This is a genomic window from Streptomyces sp. NPDC044044, from assembly GCF_056434405.1.
Genome location: NZ_JBWKFG010000008.1, coordinates 1 through 14,791, shown reverse-complemented (window position 1 = coordinate 14,791; position 14,791 = coordinate 1). Strand labels below are relative to the sequence as shown.

General features: G+C 68.7%; 13 protein-coding genes and 1 pseudogene. 6 read left to right on the top strand and 8 right to left on the bottom strand.

From position 1 onward, the window contains the following. Positions 1–10 precede the first annotated feature (10 nt). Positions 11–595, bottom strand: a complete 585-nt coding sequence (locus AC07AG_RS28175) for a DinB family protein (protein ID WP_478758818.1) — start codon at positions 593–595, stop codon at positions 11–13. Positions 596–931: 336 nt separating this feature from the next. Here AC07AG_RS28175 and AC07AG_RS28170 point away from each other — a divergent pair, with 336 nt between their 5' ends. Genes AC07AG_RS28170 through AC07AG_RS28160 form a run of 3 tightly spaced genes read left to right on the top strand, consistent with a single transcriptional unit; the run spans position 932 to position 2,399 of the window. After that, complete coding sequence (locus tag AC07AG_RS28170) at positions 932–1,120, top strand: hypothetical protein (RefSeq protein WP_478758817.1); 189 nt, start codon at positions 932–934, stop codon at positions 1,118–1,120. Continuing rightward, positions 1,117–1,728: an RNA polymerase sigma factor gene (locus AC07AG_RS28165; RefSeq protein WP_478758815.1), complete on the top strand. Its 612-nt coding sequence runs from the start codon at positions 1,117–1,119 to the stop codon at positions 1,726–1,728. The genes AC07AG_RS28170 and AC07AG_RS28165 overlap by 4 nt, the downstream gene beginning before the upstream one ends. Continuing rightward, the gene (locus tag AC07AG_RS28160) at positions 1,725–2,399 is read left to right on the top strand and encodes a hypothetical protein (protein WP_478758813.1); all 675 of its coding nucleotides are present in this window, start codon (positions 1,725–1,727) and stop codon (positions 2,397–2,399) included. Before AC07AG_RS28165 ends, AC07AG_RS28160 begins: the two co-directional genes overlap by 4 nt. A 66-nt stretch (positions 2,400–2,465) precedes the next feature. Here the strand turns inward: AC07AG_RS28160 and AC07AG_RS28155 are convergent, their stop codons facing one another. From AC07AG_RS28155 to AC07AG_RS28145, 3 genes are read right to left on the bottom strand one after another with little or no spacing between them, the layout of a single operon-like run. Then, complete coding sequence (locus AC07AG_RS28155) at positions 2,466–3,392, bottom strand: carbohydrate ABC transporter permease (RefSeq protein WP_478758811.1); 927 nt, start codon at positions 3,390–3,392, stop codon at positions 2,466–2,468. Continuing rightward, on the bottom strand, positions 3,389–4,303 hold the full coding sequence (locus tag AC07AG_RS28150; RefSeq protein ID WP_478758810.1) for a carbohydrate ABC transporter permease: 915 nt from the start codon (positions 4,301–4,303) through the stop codon (positions 3,389–3,391). The genes AC07AG_RS28155 and AC07AG_RS28150 overlap by 4 nt, the downstream gene beginning before the upstream one ends. Before the next feature lie 19 nt (positions 4,304–4,322). Continuing rightward, on the bottom strand, positions 4,323–5,591 hold the full coding sequence (locus tag AC07AG_RS28145) for an ABC transporter substrate-binding protein (RefSeq protein ID WP_478758809.1): 1,269 nt from the start codon (positions 5,589–5,591) through the stop codon (positions 4,323–4,325). Between the two features lie 267 nt (positions 5,592–5,858). Between AC07AG_RS28145 and AC07AG_RS28140 the strand changes: the two genes are divergently transcribed. Beyond that, positions 5,859–7,940, top strand: a complete 2,082-nt coding sequence (locus AC07AG_RS28140; RefSeq protein WP_478758808.1) for an NPCBM/NEW2 domain-containing protein — start codon at positions 5,859–5,861, stop codon at positions 7,938–7,940. 129 nt (positions 7,941–8,069) lie between these two features. Here the strand turns inward: AC07AG_RS28140 and AC07AG_RS28135 are convergent, their stop codons facing one another. Further along, the gene (locus AC07AG_RS28135; protein ID WP_478758806.1) at positions 8,070–9,035 is read right to left on the bottom strand and encodes an ROK family protein; all 966 of its coding nucleotides are present in this window, start codon (positions 9,033–9,035) and stop codon (positions 8,070–8,072) included. A gap of 236 nt (positions 9,036–9,271) precedes the next feature. Here AC07AG_RS28135 and AC07AG_RS28130 point away from each other — a divergent pair, with 236 nt between their 5' ends. Beyond that, the gene (locus AC07AG_RS28130) at positions 9,272–10,258 is read left to right on the top strand and encodes a LacI family DNA-binding transcriptional regulator (RefSeq protein ID WP_478758805.1); all 987 of its coding nucleotides are present in this window, start codon (positions 9,272–9,274) and stop codon (positions 10,256–10,258) included. Positions 10,259–10,279: 21 nt separating this feature from the next. Here AC07AG_RS28130 and AC07AG_RS28125 read toward each other — a convergent pair whose 3' ends face one another. Beyond that, complete coding sequence (locus AC07AG_RS28125; protein ID WP_478758803.1) at positions 10,280–12,058, bottom strand: protein kinase domain-containing protein; 1,779 nt, start codon at positions 12,056–12,058, stop codon at positions 10,280–10,282. 75 nt (positions 12,059–12,133) lie between these two features. Continuing rightward, positions 12,134–13,426: a DUF6986 family protein gene (locus AC07AG_RS28120; RefSeq protein ID WP_478758801.1), complete on the bottom strand. Its 1,293-nt coding sequence runs from the start codon at positions 13,424–13,426 to the stop codon at positions 12,134–12,136. Between the two features lie 253 nt (positions 13,427–13,679). On the opposite strand from AC07AG_RS28120, the gene AC07AG_RS28115 reads away from it, so the two are divergent. Further along, a complete protein-coding gene (locus tag AC07AG_RS28115; RefSeq protein ID WP_478758799.1) occupies positions 13,680–14,576 on the top strand; it encodes an endonuclease/exonuclease/phosphatase family protein in 897 nt (298 codons plus the stop codon). Between the two features lie 56 nt (positions 14,577–14,632). On the opposite strand, the pseudogene AC07AG_RS28110 reads toward AC07AG_RS28115, so the two are convergent. Continuing rightward, positions 14,633–14,791 (bottom strand): annotated as a pseudogene (locus tag AC07AG_RS28110) (electron transfer flavoprotein subunit alpha/FixB family protein); the annotation flags it as partial.

Below are 14,791 nucleotides of genomic sequence, written 5' to 3'. Positions count from 1 at the left end.
CCGCAACCCTCTAAGCCTTGATCGGGGCGGCCGACCTGGCGGCCTGCTCGATCTTCGCGCGGAAGGCCGCACGGGCTTCCTCGTCGATCCCCATCTCGTATTCGGGGCGCACCCCGGTCCGGCCGTCGAGACCCTCGCGCAGGATGTCGGCGTGCCCGGCATGCCGGTTGGACTCACCGAGGACATGGACCAGGACGGCGAACAGGTTCGTGTTGGGACCAGGCTCCGGCCACCACGGCACGTGGCCGGCGGCGTCGAGGGGAAGCTCGTCGATCGTCGCGTCCGAGTGTTCCCACGTGCGCCGGCAGAACCCGATGATCTGATCCCGGGTCTCGTCCTCGCTCGCCCACTGATCGCCGCCGTCGTAGTCCTGCCACCGGCCCAGCGGTTCCAGGGAAGGGCGGTCAAAGACCTCGCCGAAGTACCTGGCCTCGACGGTGGCCACGTGTTTGACCAGGCCGAGGAGGTTGGTCCCGGTCGCTGTCAGAGGTCGACGGGCGTCATATTCGGACAGGCCATCGAGTTTCCAGAGCAACGCCTCGCGGTCCCGCCGCAGTCTCCCGTGCAGGTTGTCCTTCGCGAATTCGTCGATCATGCGGCATGAGCCTGCCATGGGCCGCTCGCGCTCTCAAGATCCCGTACGTGGTCCGCAACGACCGGCAGGCCGAGACCTGGCCATGACCGCCGCCCTGACCTGCTACAGCCGGGCACCGCCCAGCGGCGGCTCCAGGCGTGACTGATCCAGCAGCCCAGATGTCATAACTGGATCGAACATGACGTGACTTGACCTTTGCTGAGCGGAATATTTTTCGCATTTCGTCTGCACGTTCGGGGCCGATACGCCGCCTTATATACAGAGGCGCATGGTGTCTTCGGTGCTGCGAGAGGGGAATCGCGACACCCAACTGCAACAGGTACAGGGGAGGACCCCGTGCAGCAGAGTGCTGCAGCGTGGCTCGTACAGATCGCGCTCTTCATTAGGGTGTTCGGCCCGGATGCCATCCGAGGCAGCCGCCGGATCCTGACCGCCGTCGTTCGCGTCGGCATCACCAACCTGACCAGCTCCACCCACACCAACCCACCGGTGCGCTCCGGCGACTTCCCGCGGGACACGCCATGAACACCGGCAGCGGGCCGGACGAGACCGGCGGAGCAGTCGGTGTGCCGCGCACGGTGCCCATCGACCAGTGGGACTCCTCCGCGCAGATCGCCTACTGGGCCTTTCACCAGCAACACCGCCAGGACTACATGCGCTATGCCTACCTCCAGCTCAGCTCCGACGCCGACGCCGAAGAAGCCGTCGACCTGACCTTCGACCAGGTCATGGACCGCTGGCTGCACATGCTGGAGATGGAGAACCTCAAGGGCTACGCCTGGACGGTCCTCAAGCGCCGCATCATCGACATGCACCGCAAGCGCCAACGCCGGCCCGAGCCGATGGACACCGCCGCCTTCGAAGCCGCCCTGAACATCGGCATCGCCGAGGATCCCTTCGATGCCCTGACCGACACGATCGCCCTGTACGGGGCCGTGGCCCGTCTCAGCGAGCGTCAACGGGACGCGATTCTCCTCTACTACGGCATGGGCTACACCTCCACAGGAGCCGCCGCGCTGATGGGCAACGACGAGGCCACCGTCCGCTCCCAGCTCAGTCAGGGGCGCCGTCGCCTCGCTCAACTGTTGAATCTCCACCGCCCGGACACCAGCCACGGGAAGAGCACCCCATGAGCACCACACAGCCCGACCACCGCCGTACCATCGACGACCTTCTGGGCAAGGCCCGCACCCGCGACCGCTACAACGACTACGACATCGCCGCCGCCGAAACCCGGCTACGCCAGCGCCAGTCGACCCGCCAGCGCAGCACCGCCTCCCCTTCCGTGCCCGCATGGACGCCTGTGTGGACGGAGCCCGGTGCCGAACGCGCTCCCGACGCCGACAATGCCTGGTGGGACCTGAACGCGGTCAGCCTGCTCATTCTCTTCGGCCCCGACGTGGACCGGCACCTGAGCGACTTCATCACCGCCCAATACGCCGACAAGACCGGCGCCCTGGTCTTCGCCTGCCTGCTCCACCTGGCCGACGACACCGAAGGCGCCCGCTTCTGGTGGCGCTTCGCCGCCGGCGCCGGCCACCCCATCGCCGAGTACTGCCTCTTCCTTGAGCACGCGCAAACCGGCGAGTACCACGATGCCGACCACTGGGGGCGCCAACTCATCCGCCACCACTTCGAACCCACCTACCTCTGCGGCGACCGCGCGACCGCCCCCCTCCTCAACCCGCCCCTCATCGATCAACTCCGTAACCACATCACCCAAAGCCAGCACCCCGACCTCGGCAGCGTCCCCCTCCCCCAACCCCCACTGATCCAGGAACTGCGCCACCTCACCACCCCGTAACCGCCTCTGGTCGACCCGAGCTCGTCACCGACGGGGCCGCTCACGTCATCGTTGTCCTGGAGACCTTCACCCCTTGCTCGATCCCAACGTCAACCCCGCGATGAAGTGCCGCTGCAGCAGCAGGAAGACCAGGACCGTCGGCAGCGCCACCAGGACCGAGCCCGCGGCCAGAAGGTTGTAGTCCGTGAAGAACTGGCCCCGCAGGTTGTTCAGGGATGACGTGATCGGGAGTTTGTCGGGGTTCGAGATGAAGATCAGGGCCCAGAGGAAGTCGTTGTAGATCCAGGTGAATTCCAGTGTGCCGAGCGCTGCCAGCGCGGGGCGGCACAGCGGCAGTGTGATGCGCCAGAACTGGGTCCAGACTCCCGCGCCGTCCACGATCGCCGCCTCCAGGATTTCCTGCGGCAGCGTCCGCATGAAATTGGAGAGCACGAAGACACAGAAGCCCACCTGGAAGCCGATGTTGACGATGATGATCGCCCAGTACGAGTCGTAAAGAGTGAGGGAGTCGGACATCCACCAGGGGAGGGGGATTTTCAGGAAGAGGACGTAGAGGGGGGTGACGAGGACCTGCGGCGGCAGCAGGTTTCCCGCCGTGAAGAACATCAGCAGGATCATGCCCCCGCGGATGCGCAGGCGGGAGACGGCGAACGCCACGAACGACGCGAGGAAGAGCGTGACGAGGACGGCCGGGACCGCGATGAGCAAGGTGTTGGTGAAGTACTTGCCCATGCCGGAATCGCTGTAGGCCTGGCGGTAGTAGTCGAACGACAGGCTCTTCGGGAAGGAGAAATAGCCGTGCTTCGCCGTTTCCTCGTACGGGCGCAAGGAGGCGTAGACCGCCAGGAGCAGTGGTGTCAGGAATCCGAGGGTCACCGCCATCAGGAAGATGTGCACCCCGAAACGGCCGGGGCGGCGGCTGCGGCCGATTCGCTTCTCTGCGGGCGGCAGGGAGGCGGTGGAGCGAAGCGTGGTCTGGATGTCGGCGGTCATCGGTCGCGCGCACCTCGCAGCTCTTGGACCAGGAACGTCACGATGAATCCGAGCGAGACGGTCAGGAGTACGACCGCGATGGCCGAGCCGAATCCGATGCGGCTCGCCTCGCCGATGATGTTGTCGGTGATGAGTACGGAGAGCAGTTCGAGGCCGTTGCGGCCCTTGTTGACCGCGTAGACGATGTCGAAGGCACGCAGGGCCTCGATGACCGTGATGACGCCGACGATCACATTCACGGGGCGGAGTGTCGGGAAGACGACTCGGAAGAATGTCTGGCGGGCGTTCGCGCCGTCTATCTGTGCTGCTTCTTTCAGGGCCGGGTCGACGGATTTCAGGCCGGCGAGGTACAGGATCATGACGTATCCCGTGTGTCGCCAGCTCGCGGCCAGCATCATCATCCAGATGTTGATGTCGGAGTTCCCGAGCCAGTCGATCGGGTCGTTCTGATGGTTGAGGATGGTGTTGACCACGCCCTGGTCGGTTCCGAGGATCAGCTGGGCCATGAAGCCGACCACGGCGAGCGAGAGCACCACCGGCATGTAGAGCACGGACTGGTAGAAACGGCTGAAGCGGACTCCCCGGTCGATGACCACCGCCAGGAGCAGGCCGAACGGCGTCGCCACCAGGCCGAGGAACGCGATCCACAGCAGGTTGTGGCGTACGGCGGGCCAGAACGCCGGGTAGTTGTCGACCAGGTTCTCGTAGTTCTTTCCGCCCACCCACTGGATGTCGCCTATGCCGTCCCATGACGTGAAGGACAGGCCGATGGAGGCCAGGGTCGGGCCCCAGATGATGAAGATGTCAAGGAGGACGGGAATTCCCAGAAGCACGCCGAGCACGGCGATGTCACGGCGTGTGAAACGCCGTGGTCCTCGCCGTCCGGCGCGCAGCGCGGTTTTCTGCGGCACGGGCGCGATCCCTCGCTGCTCAGCTGACGTCCGACGAGAAGATGTCCTTCTTCTGGCGCTCGATGCTGTTGACCAGGCCGTCGACATCCTTGGGATTGTCGATGAAGTCCTGCAGCGCCTTGATCATGACGGTCTGCGCGAAGTCGGGCCGGGTGTCCCGGTCGAGGAACTGCGATATCTGTTTGGCCCCGGCGACGAGTTCGGCCGATTTCTTCTGCAGTGGGCTGTACTTGCTGGTGTCGGCGCCCTCGTTGACAGCGACGTTGTTCGGGTCACCGGCCAGATAAATGTCCTCGGCCCTCGGCGTCCCGAGCCACTTCAGGAGTTCCTTGGCGCCGTCGACGTTCTTCGACTTCTTCGCCACCAGGAATCCGTCGATCGGCGCCTCCACGGCGTCCTGCCCGTGCGCCGGATCGATCTCGGGGAAGGCGAAGAAGTCGATGTCGTCGCGTTCGTTCGCCGGGAACTGCTGGCCGGGGTGCGGCATTCCGAAGACGGCCATGCCCGTCTTGCGCTGCTGCAGTCCCTGGCCCGCCTCTTCCCAGGTGCGGCCGAGCGCACCCTTCTGGTAGTACGGCATGAGTTCGCGCCACAGGTCGAAGACCTTCTTGACCTTCGTGTCGGTCCAGGCTTCCTCGCCTGCCATCAGGCTCTTGTGGAACTCGTATCCGTTGAGGCGCATGTTGATGTAGTCGAAGGTGCCCATGGCGGGCCAGCCGTCCTTGTCGCAGAAGGCGACCGGTATTCCGTCCTTGCTCATCTTCTTGGCGAGGGCGATGAACTGGTCCCAGGTCTTGGCCTGTTCGTATCCCTGCTTGTCGAAGAGGCTCTTGCGGTGGAAGACGGCCCATGGGTAGTAGTAATACGGCACGAAGTACTGCTTGCCCTCGTGTGTGGACTGCTCACGCAACGCGTCGGAGAAGCCCTTGAAGCCCTTCCATACGTCGCTGACGTCGATCAGCAGGCCCTTCTCCGCGAAGTACTGCATGCGGTAGCCCGCGAACCACATGAAGACATCGTCGGGCGTGCCCTGCAGATAGCGCGTGATGTTCTGCTGGAACTCGTTGTGCTCTGTCGTGTTGACCTTGACGGTCTTCCCGGACTTCTTCTCATAGGCGTCGAAGGCGGCGGCGAACGCCTTCTTTGGCACGGCGTCCGATGAATTGGAGCCCATCGTGACTTCGTTCTTGTTGCCGCCCGGACCATCACCACAGGCCGTGAGCAGGGCCGGAAGGGTGACCGCTCCGGCGCCGGCGGCCGCACCGCGCAGGACATTCCGCCGTGACATCCGATGTCCTGACATGCTGCGAGGCGTGGCAGGACCCATGAACGATGACTGTGCCATGTCCCCCTCCAAGGGGTGCAAACGAACACAACCGAACGCAAGGGTTGGATCCCACTCCCAAGCGCCACCGCAGTCAAGGGTTTCGGCGTCCGGGTGCTCGAACCGTTACGGCTCCTCTTCCAACAGAGTCCAACACGGCCTACCGTAAGCGCGCACCTCTGACACGTACATGCAGTCCCCCAACTTCTGCGAGTACGGAGGAATGTAACGATGCGTCACATCTCACCCCTCACAGCGCGTCGAAGAGTCGTCGGGTCACTGGCCGCCGCACTGCTGTGTGCCGCGGGGCTGGCGGCACCGGCGGCGGCGCGCGACGCGGGCAGCGCGAGTGACACGAATGGCACGAGTGACACGCGCAGCCGGAGCGCGACCGAGAGGGCCGCCGCCTCCGGGGCGAAGCTCCCCGACGATCTCGCCGTCACCCCGCCCATGGGCTTCAACAACTGGAACTCCACCCACTGCAGGGCCGAGTTCGACGAGTCGATGGTCAAGGGAATCGCGGACATCTTCGTCGAGAAGGGCCTCAAGGACGCCGGATATCAGTACGTCAATCTCGACGACTGCTGGGCGCTGCCCGAGCGGGACGCGAACGGCAAACTGGTGCCCGACCCCAAGCGATTCCCCAATGGGATCAAGGGAGTTGCCGACTACGTCCACGCCAAGGGGCTCAAGCTCGGCATCTACACCAGTGCCGGCACCAAGACCTGCAGCGACATCGGCTTCCCCGGGGCGCTCGGCCATGAGGTCAGCGACGCACAGCAGTTCGCCGACTGGGGCGTCGACTACCTCAAGTACGACAACTGCAACAACCAAGGCGTCGACGCCAAGAAGCGGTACAACGCCATGCGCGACGCGCTGAAGGCCACCGGCCGCCCCATCGTCTACAGCATCTGCGAGTGGGGCGAGAACAAGCCCTGGGAGTGGGCCGCCGACGTCGGCCATCTGTGGCGCACCACCGGCGACATCAGCGACAACTGGTCCTCGATGCTGTCGATCATGAAGCAGAACCTGCCGCTCGCCAAGTACGCGGGCCCGGGTCACTGGAACGACCCGGACATGCTCGAGGTCGGCAACGGCGGCATGACGGACACCGAGTACCGCACGCACTTCTCGATGTGGTCGATCATGGCCTCACCCCTGCTCATCGGCTCCGACCTGCGCAAGGCCACACCCGAGACCTTCGAGATCATCGGCAACAAGGAAGTCATCGCCGTCGACCAGGACCCGCTGGGCAGACAGGGTGAGGTGTTGTCGTCGGAGGGCGGCCGCTGGGTCGTCGCCAAGGAGATGAAGGACGGCAGCCGGACGGTCGCGCTCTTCAACGAGACGGGCACCGCCCAGTCGATCGCCACGTCGGCGAAGGCCGTCGGCCTCCCGGACGCGGACGGGTACACGCTGCGCGACCTGTGGCAGCACAAGAGCTACAACACCGCGGGCAAGATCTCGGCGACCGTCCCCGCGCACGGCACCGTACTGCTGCGCGTCACGGCGGACGGCAAGTGGGCGAAGAATCCGCCCGCCGTCGAACTCGGCCTGGACGGCGCCCCGTTGGTGGAGGCGGGCAAGCCGCAGAAGCTGACCTCCAAGGTCACCGACCTCGGCCGCACCCCCGCGCAGAAGGTGTCCGCCACCTTCGCAGGCCCCTCCGGCTGGCGGATCAAGGCGACCTCGCCCTCGACCGCGAGCTCCCTGAGTACGGGCAAGTCGCTGAGTACGTCGTGGTCGGTGACCGCACCGCAGGGCGCGGCCCCGGGAGCGTACGACCTGACGCTCAGGGCCACCTACCGCTCCCCCGCCGGCACCCGTGCCGAGAGCGCGCTGCCGCTCACCGCCCATGTCGTTGTGGCGCCACCCGCGGGCGACTCGGCGGTCAGCGACCTGCCGTGGATGTCGACGGTCAACGGCTGGGGCCCCGTCGAGAAGAACACCAGCAACGGCGAGAGCGAGGCCGGCGACGGCAATCCGCTCACCATCGGCGGGGTCGTCTACGCCAAGGGGCTGGGGGTGCACGCCGACAGCGCCGTCGAGTACTACACCGGCGGATCCTGCGGGAAGGTCACCGCGCAGGTGGGCGTCGACGACGAGAAGGGCCTGAAGGGAACGGTCACCTTCGAGATCTGGGCCGACGGCAAGAAGGCCGCTTCAACGGGTGTCCTCACCAACGCCGATGCCGCGAAGAGCCTTTCGGCCGACGTGACCGGCGCCCAGGTCGTACGCCTGGTCGTCACGGACGGCGGGGACGGCAGGGACTCCGACCACGCGGACTGGGCGGAGCCGGTGCTCAGCTGCTGAGCACCTGAACTCCTGAGCACCGCAGCTCCTGAGGCACGCCATCCGCCGAGTACGGGCCGGGCCGATGAACTGCAGCCCGGCCCGCACTCGATCCGTCCTCCGGGCCCCATGGGGCGGGCCCGGAGCCGGTCAACTCCCCACGGCGGGGCGCAGGTCCAGCGCGGTGGCCTCCTGGCTGAGCGCGGCCGCGGCGGCACCCACCAACCCCGCGTCCGTCCCCATCAAGGCCGGACCCACGGTCAGATGACGTACGAAGGAGAGCGTGGCGTAGTCCCGCAGCGACCGGCGCAGCGGGTCGAAGAGCACGCTTCCCGCCTTCGCCACCCCGCCCCCGATCACGGCGATGTCGATCTCGACGAGCGTCGCCGTGGCGGCGATCCCCGCGGCGAGCGCCTGCGCCGCCCGCTCGAAGGAGGCGACGGCGACCGGGTCACCGGCCCGCGCGGCGACGGCCACCGCGGCGGCGGACGTGTCGCCGTCGGCCCCCGGACGCCACCCGCCCTCCAGCGCACGCCGCGCGATGTTGGGCCCACTGGCTATGCGCTCCACGCACCCGCGCGCGCCGCACGGGCAGGGGTCGCCGTCCAGATCGACGCTGATGTGCCCGATGTGCCCCGCGTTGCCGGTGGGGCCGGGGTGCAGCTTGCCCCCGAGGATCAGTCCGCCCCCGACTCCCGTGGACACCACCATGCACAGCGCGTTGTCGTGGCCCCGGGCCGCGCCCTGCCAGTGCTCGGCCGCGGTCATCGCGACGCCGTCCCCGACCAGCTCGACCGGGAGGCCGCCGGTGGCGGCGCGCACCCGCTCGACCAGCGGGTAGCCGCGCCACCCGGGGACGTTCACAGGGCTGACCGTGCCCGCCGATGCGTCCACGGGGCCCGCACTGCCGATGCCGACCGCGCGGGCTCCGCCCCACAGCGGGGAGCGCGTGAGCTCGCCCAGGACCTCCTCCACCGCTCGCATCACGGTGTCGCCGTCCTCGCGCGCGGGCGTGGGCCGCTGGGCGCGCAGCAGGATCCGGCCGCGGCCGTCCACCAGGGCGCCGGCGATCTTGGTGCCGCCGATGTCGAGTGCGGCGACGAGGTCCGTGTGCATCAGTGTCAGATCTCCTGGTGGCAAGGGCAGGCCGCTCTCCTGGTGAAAGTGCAGGCCGGAGAATGTGATGGACAGTCTCTCTCGCATCTGACAACGTTGTCCAGGTTCTATGCTCGACGCCACATCACTTACGCACCACTTTCAGCTCACCTTCGTCGACGACAGGACAGCGCACCGTGGCCGAGACCGCCAGCCGACCCGAGCGACCCGAACCCCGCTACGGCAACCGTCCGACCATGAAAGACGTCGCCGCCCGCGCCGGAGTCGGCCTCAAGACGGTCTCCCGCGTCGTGAACGGCGAGCCGGGTGTCACCCCGGACACCGAACGCCGCGTCCAGGAGGCCATCGACGCCCTGGGCTTTCGCCGCAACGACAGCGCGCGGGTGCTGCGCAAGGGCCGCACGGCCAGCATCGGCCTGGTCCTCGAAGACCTCGCCGACCCGTTCTACGGGCCGCTGAGCCGCGCCGTCGAGGAAGTGGCCCGCGCCCACGGCGCGCTGCTCATCAACGGTTCGAGCGCCGAAGACCCGGACCGCGAGCAGGAGTTGGTGCTCGCCCTGTGCGCGCGCCGGGTCGACGGTCTGGTCGTCATCCCGGCCGGTGACGACCACCGCTACCTGGAGCCGGAGATCGCCGCCGGTGTCGCCACCGTCTTCGTCGACCGTCCCGCCGGGAAGATCGACGCCGATGTCGTGCTCTCGGACAGCTTCGGCGGCGCGCGCGACGGCGTCGCCCATCTCATCGCCCACGGCCACCGCCGTATCGGCTTCATCGGTGACCAGCCGCGCATCCACACCGCCATAGAGCGCCTGCGCGGCTACCGCGCGGCCATGGAGGACGCGGGCATCCCCGTCCAGGAGGAGTGGATGTCGCTCGGGCCCACCGCCCCGGACCGCGTCGAGCAGGCCACCAGGACCATGCTGGGCGGCTCCGAACCCGTCACGGCGATCTTCGCGGGCAACAACCGTGTGACGGTGACGGTCGTCCGCGTCCTCGCCGGCCTCCCTCGCCCCGTGGCCCTCGTCGGCTTCGACGACATCGAGCTCGCGGATCTGCTGCAGCCGGGCGTGACCGTCGTCGCCCAGGACGCCGCGCAGTTGGGCAGGACCGCCGCCGAGCGCCTGTTCCGTCAGCTCGACGGCGCGTCCGACGCCCCGGAGCGCATCGAGCTCCCGACGCGTCTGATCCAGCGCGGGTCGGGCGAACTGCCGCCAGCGGGCTGACAGTTGGCGGCGCGGGGGCGGTCAGCAGACCGGGAGGCCGGGCAGCGGCTTGTCGTTGTCGCCGCCCTTGATGTAGACGTCGCTGATGAAGACGTCCCTGTTGCCGCTGTCGTCGTCCGTCTTGGCCCACCAGACGTTCGTCCACTCGCCGTGCGTCTCGCGTCGGCCCAGGTTCTGCTGGCAGTAGAAGTAATTCGTGCCCGCGTTCAGTACGCCGGCCTCGGCGCCCGACGCGGTGTACGAGGTGGCGCTGCGCCAGACCGAGCAGTCGTACTTGCCGCCGCCCGCTGCGTGGCAGGCGGCTTCGGGTGCCGGGTCGCCGCCGCCCGATGTGCCGCCGGAGCCGTCGGAACCGCCGCCCGTCGTGCCGCCGTCCTCGGTCGGCTTGGAGGAGGACTCGGGGCGGGTCGTCGGTCTCTTCGTGGATTTGGGGTCGTCCTTGCCGGCGGAGGGCTTCGCGTCCGGCTTCCGGGTCTTCTCGTCGCCCTGCTTCGAGGGCTTGGGGCCGTCCGTGCCGTCCAGCGCGCCCCTGCTGGTGTCGGCTTCCGGCTCGGCCGCGTCCCGGTCCCCGGAGGAGGCCGGTCGCTGGGCCTGGCTGCCGCTGTCACCGCCGTTGTTGACGAGGGCCACGGTGACGCCGGTCGCCGCCAGGACGACGGCGACGGCCACCGCGGCGAGCAGCGCACGGCCGCGGCGCGGTCGTCGCTCGGAGGGCGGTGTGGCCGCGGGTCCGGAGGGAGGCCATGGCGCTCCGGAGGGGTGCGCCGCAGGCCCGGAGGGGTGAGCCGCGGGTCCGGAGGGGTGCGCCGCAGGCCCGGAGGGGTGAGCCGGCGGGGCCGACGCGGCGAGCGGTGGCCCGAAGCCCGGGGGTGGCCCGCTCGGGATGCTTCGCTCCGTGGTCTCCCTCGGCCGCGGCTCGGGCTCGCGCAGCGCGGCGGTCACCGCGCCGCCGGCCGCGTCGGCGAGTATCAGCGCCGCCTGCTGTGCGTCCGGCCGTGCCTGCGGGTCCTTGTGCATGAGCTGTTGAAGCACGGGGATCAGGGGGCCCGCCCGCTGCGGCTCGGGCAGCGGGTCGGTGACGATCGCGGTGAGCGTGGACCACGTCGACGTACGACGGAACGGGGATGCGCCCTCGACCGCCGCGTACAGCGTGGCTCCCAGGGCCCATACGTCGGATGCCGGGCCGGGGTCCTGGCCCTGGGCGCGCTCGGGCGCCAAGTAGTCCAGGGAGCCGACCAGTTCGCCGCTGCGGGTGAGGTGGGTGGCGGAGCCGTCGCCCGGGTCGTCCATCGTGGCGATGCCGAAGTCGGTCAGGACGACGCGGCCGCCGGTCTCCAGGAGGATGTTGCCGGGCTTCACGTCGCGGTGCAGGACTCCTGCGCGGTGGGCGGCGGCGAGCGCCTCCATGACCTTGGCGCCGATGGCCGCGGCCTCGCGGGGGTCGAGGGTGCCGCGCTCGCGCAGCACGTCGTCCAGGGAGGGCCCTTCGACCAGTTCCATGACGATCAGGGGCCGTCCTTCGACCTCCGCCACGTCGTGCACGGCGACCACTCCGGGGTGCCGGACACGGGCGGCCGCGCGGGCCTCGCGCTGCATCCGCACGCGCAGGTCGGCCAGTTCGGGCCCGGCCTCGTCCGTGTACGTGCGCAGTTCCTTGACGGCGACCTCGCGGCCGAGCACCTCGTCCACGGCGCGCCAGACGACGCCCATGCCGCCGCGCCCCAGCTGAGCCGTCACGCGATAGCGCCCGGCAAGCAGCCGTCCGACACCGCCCGTCTGTTCCTGATCCCCCGAAGTCACCGCTGCCCCGTTCCTGTGACACCACTTTTCGTGGCTCACAGACTACGGGGCAGGGGTGACAGCGCGTGCCGGGAGTTACTTGCCGTGCGGGGTGAGGTCCCCGCGGCGCGGGCCCGAGAAGCTCTGGAGGCGGGCCAGCGTCAGACCGGTGAGCCGGGTGACCTCGCCGACGTCCAGGGCGCCGCAGTCCAGGCCGCGCAGAAGGTAGCCGGCGAGCGCCTTGGCCGATGCCGGCTCGTCCGCCACGTCGCCGCCCTCGCGGTGGGCCGCGTACGCGGACAGGCGCGCGGCGGCCTGCTCGAAGCCCTCGCGGTAGAAGGCGAACACGGCGGCGTAGCGCGTGGGGATGTGGCCGGGGTGCATGTCCCAGCCCTGGTAGTAGGCGCGGGCCAGGGCGCGGCGGGTGAGGCCGTAGTGCAGCCGCCAGGCGTCGTGGACCTTCTCGGTGGTGCCGATGGGCAGGACGTTGGTGGAACCGTCCGAGACGCGTACGCCGGTGCCCGCCGCCGCGACCTGCATGATCGCCTTGGCGTGGTCGGCGGCCGGGTGGTCGCTCGTCTGGTAGGCGGCGCTCACGTGGAGGCAGGCGCTGTAGTCGAAGGTGCCGTAGTGCAGGCCGGTGGCACGGCCCTCGGCGGCGCCGATCATGCGGGCCACGGTGGCGGTGCCGTCGGAGGCGAGGATGGACTGGCTGGTCTCGATCTGGATCTCGAAGCCGATCCGGCCCGGCTCCAGGCCGCGCACCTTCTCGAACTCCTCCAGGAGGCGCACCATCGCGGTGACCTGCTCGGGGTACGTGACCTTGGGCAGCGTCAGGACGAGCCCGTCGGGCAGGCCGCCTGCCTCCATGAGGCCGGAAAGGAAGATGTCGAGGGTGCGGATGGCGCGGTCGCGCACGTTCTCCTCGAAGCACTTCATGCGGATGCCCATGTACGGGGCCGCGGTGCCGTTCTTGTAGGCCTCGGAGATCAGGCGGGCCGCGCGGGCGGCGTCCTGGTCCTCGTCCGCGCCCTTGTAGCCGTCCTCGAAGTCGATACGCAGATCCTCGATGGGCTCGCGCTCCAGCTTGGCGCGTACGCGGTCGTAGACCGGCGCTGCCAGGTCGTCGGCCAGACCGAGGACGGACGCGAAGGTGGCGGCGTCCGGAGCGTGCTCGTCGAGGGCCTTCAGCGCCTGGTCGCCCCACGTCCGGATGGTGTCGGCGCCGAAGAGCTCGCCGGGGACGTACACGGTGTGGACCGGCTGGCGGGTGCCCGGGTCTCCGGGATAGCGGCGCTCGAGCTCCGCGTCCACCGGGGCGAGGGAAGCGCTGATGCCCTCGCTGACCGCGCCCGCGAGACTCGTCGCCACCTTCTCTTGCTGACCCATTCCTGCACCCTCCACACGCTCAGGACCACACACTCAGGACCATTCAGGACCACTCAGGATTGCGTGAACTTCCGCTTCACGGAATCAACAATCCGCATGCCGAAGTTATCCGGCGACCTTCCCGCTGGTCAACACCCTCTCGTCTGCCGGACCTCGTCCGTTCACCCATGTCTCAGATCCTGCTTCCGCACTCGCGTGCCCGCACCTCATCCTGACCGTCACCCGTTGGCCGTCACCCACAGAAGGAGACCGCGTGCCGAACGACACCCGCGTTACGCGCCGCCTCGGCCTGCAGACCGCGCTCGCCGCGGTGGCAGTGCCCTTGTTCACCACCGCGCTCGCCGCCTCGCCCGTGCACGCGGTGGAGCGCGCGGGGCGTCGCCTGGAGGTCATGTCGTTCAACCTCCGCTACGCGAGCACCACGCCGCCCAACACCTGGGCCGACCGCCGTCCGGTGACCCGGGAGTTGCTGCGCCGCGCGCGCCCTCATGTCATCGGCACCCAGGAAGGCCTCTACCAGCAGGTGCGGGACATCGCCGATGACCTGGGCCCGCACTACGACTGGATCGGCACCGGCCGGGCGGGCGGCAGCCGCGACGAGTTCATGACCGTCTTCTTCGACACCCGCAGGCTCGCGCCGGTCGAGTACGACCACTACTGGCTCTCCGACACACCCGAGGTCATCGGATCGAACACCTGGGGCGGCGGTTCCATCCGCATGGTCACCTGGGTCCGCTTCCACGACCTGCGCACCGACAGCGAGCTGTACGTCCTCAACACCCACCTCGACAACGCGAGTCAGTACGCACGCACGCGTGCCGCGAGTCTGATCTCGGAACGGATCGCCGCCCTCGACCCGTCCCTGCCGCTTCTGGTCACCGGTGACTTCAACGTCGCGGCCCACAAGAACCCGGTCTACGACACGATGCTGGGCGCCGGTCTCCTCGACACGTGGGACGCGGCGGACGAGCGCAGCAAGGCGTACGCCACCTTCCACGGCTACAAGCCGCTGGTGCCGGACGGCGACCGGATCGACTGGATCCTGGCGACACCGGGGGTGCGGGTGCACTCGGCGACCATCAGCACGTTCTCGGCGGGCGGGCAGTACCCGAGCGACCATCTGCCGGTGCAGGCGAGCCTGACCCTGTGACGCGGCGAGGCCCTCACCCCGCGGCGCGGGGTGAGGGCCTCGTACGGTCGATGAGCTCAGCCCTTGCGGGTGTTGACCTCTTCGGTCAGGGCCGGGACGACGTCGAAGAGGTCGCCGACCACGCCGTAGTCGACGAGGTCGAAGATCGGGGCCTCGGCGTCCTTGTTGATCGCCACGATCGTCTTGGAGGTCTGCATGCCCGCACGGTGCTGGAT

What these genes read in the sequence shown, in the direction of transcription:
- AC07AG_RS28175 (WP_478758818.1), bottom strand. Translation starts at nt 595, where the DNA reads ATGATCGACGAATTCGCGAAGGACAACCTGCACGGGAGACTGCGGCGG.
- AC07AG_RS28165 (WP_478758815.1), top strand. Translation starts at nt 1,117, where the DNA reads ATGAACACCGGCAGCGGGCCGGACGAGACCGGCGGAGCAGTCGGTGTG.
- AC07AG_RS28160 (WP_478758813.1), top strand. Translation starts at nt 1,725, where the DNA reads ATGAGCACCACACAGCCCGACCACCGCCGTACCATCGACGACCTTCTG.
- AC07AG_RS28155 (WP_478758811.1), bottom strand. Translation starts at nt 3,392, where the DNA reads ATGACCGCCGACATCCAGACCACGCTTCGCTCCACCGCCTCCCTGCCG.
- AC07AG_RS28145 (WP_478758809.1), bottom strand. Translation starts at nt 5,591, where the DNA reads ATGTCACGGCGGAATGTCCTGCGCGGTGCGGCCGCCGGCGCCGGAGCG.
- AC07AG_RS28140 (WP_478758808.1), top strand. Translation starts at nt 5,859, where the DNA reads ATGCGTCACATCTCACCCCTCACAGCGCGTCGAAGAGTCGTCGGGTCA.
- AC07AG_RS28135 (WP_478758806.1), bottom strand. Translation starts at nt 9,035, where the DNA reads ATGCACACGGACCTCGTCGCCGCACTCGACATCGGCGGCACCAAGATC.
- AC07AG_RS28130 (WP_478758805.1), top strand. Translation starts at nt 9,272, where the DNA reads ATGAAAGACGTCGCCGCCCGCGCCGGAGTCGGCCTCAAGACGGTCTCC.
- AC07AG_RS28120 (WP_478758801.1), bottom strand. Translation starts at nt 13,426, where the DNA reads ATGGGTCAGCAAGAGAAGGTGGCGACGAGTCTCGCGGGCGCGGTCAGC.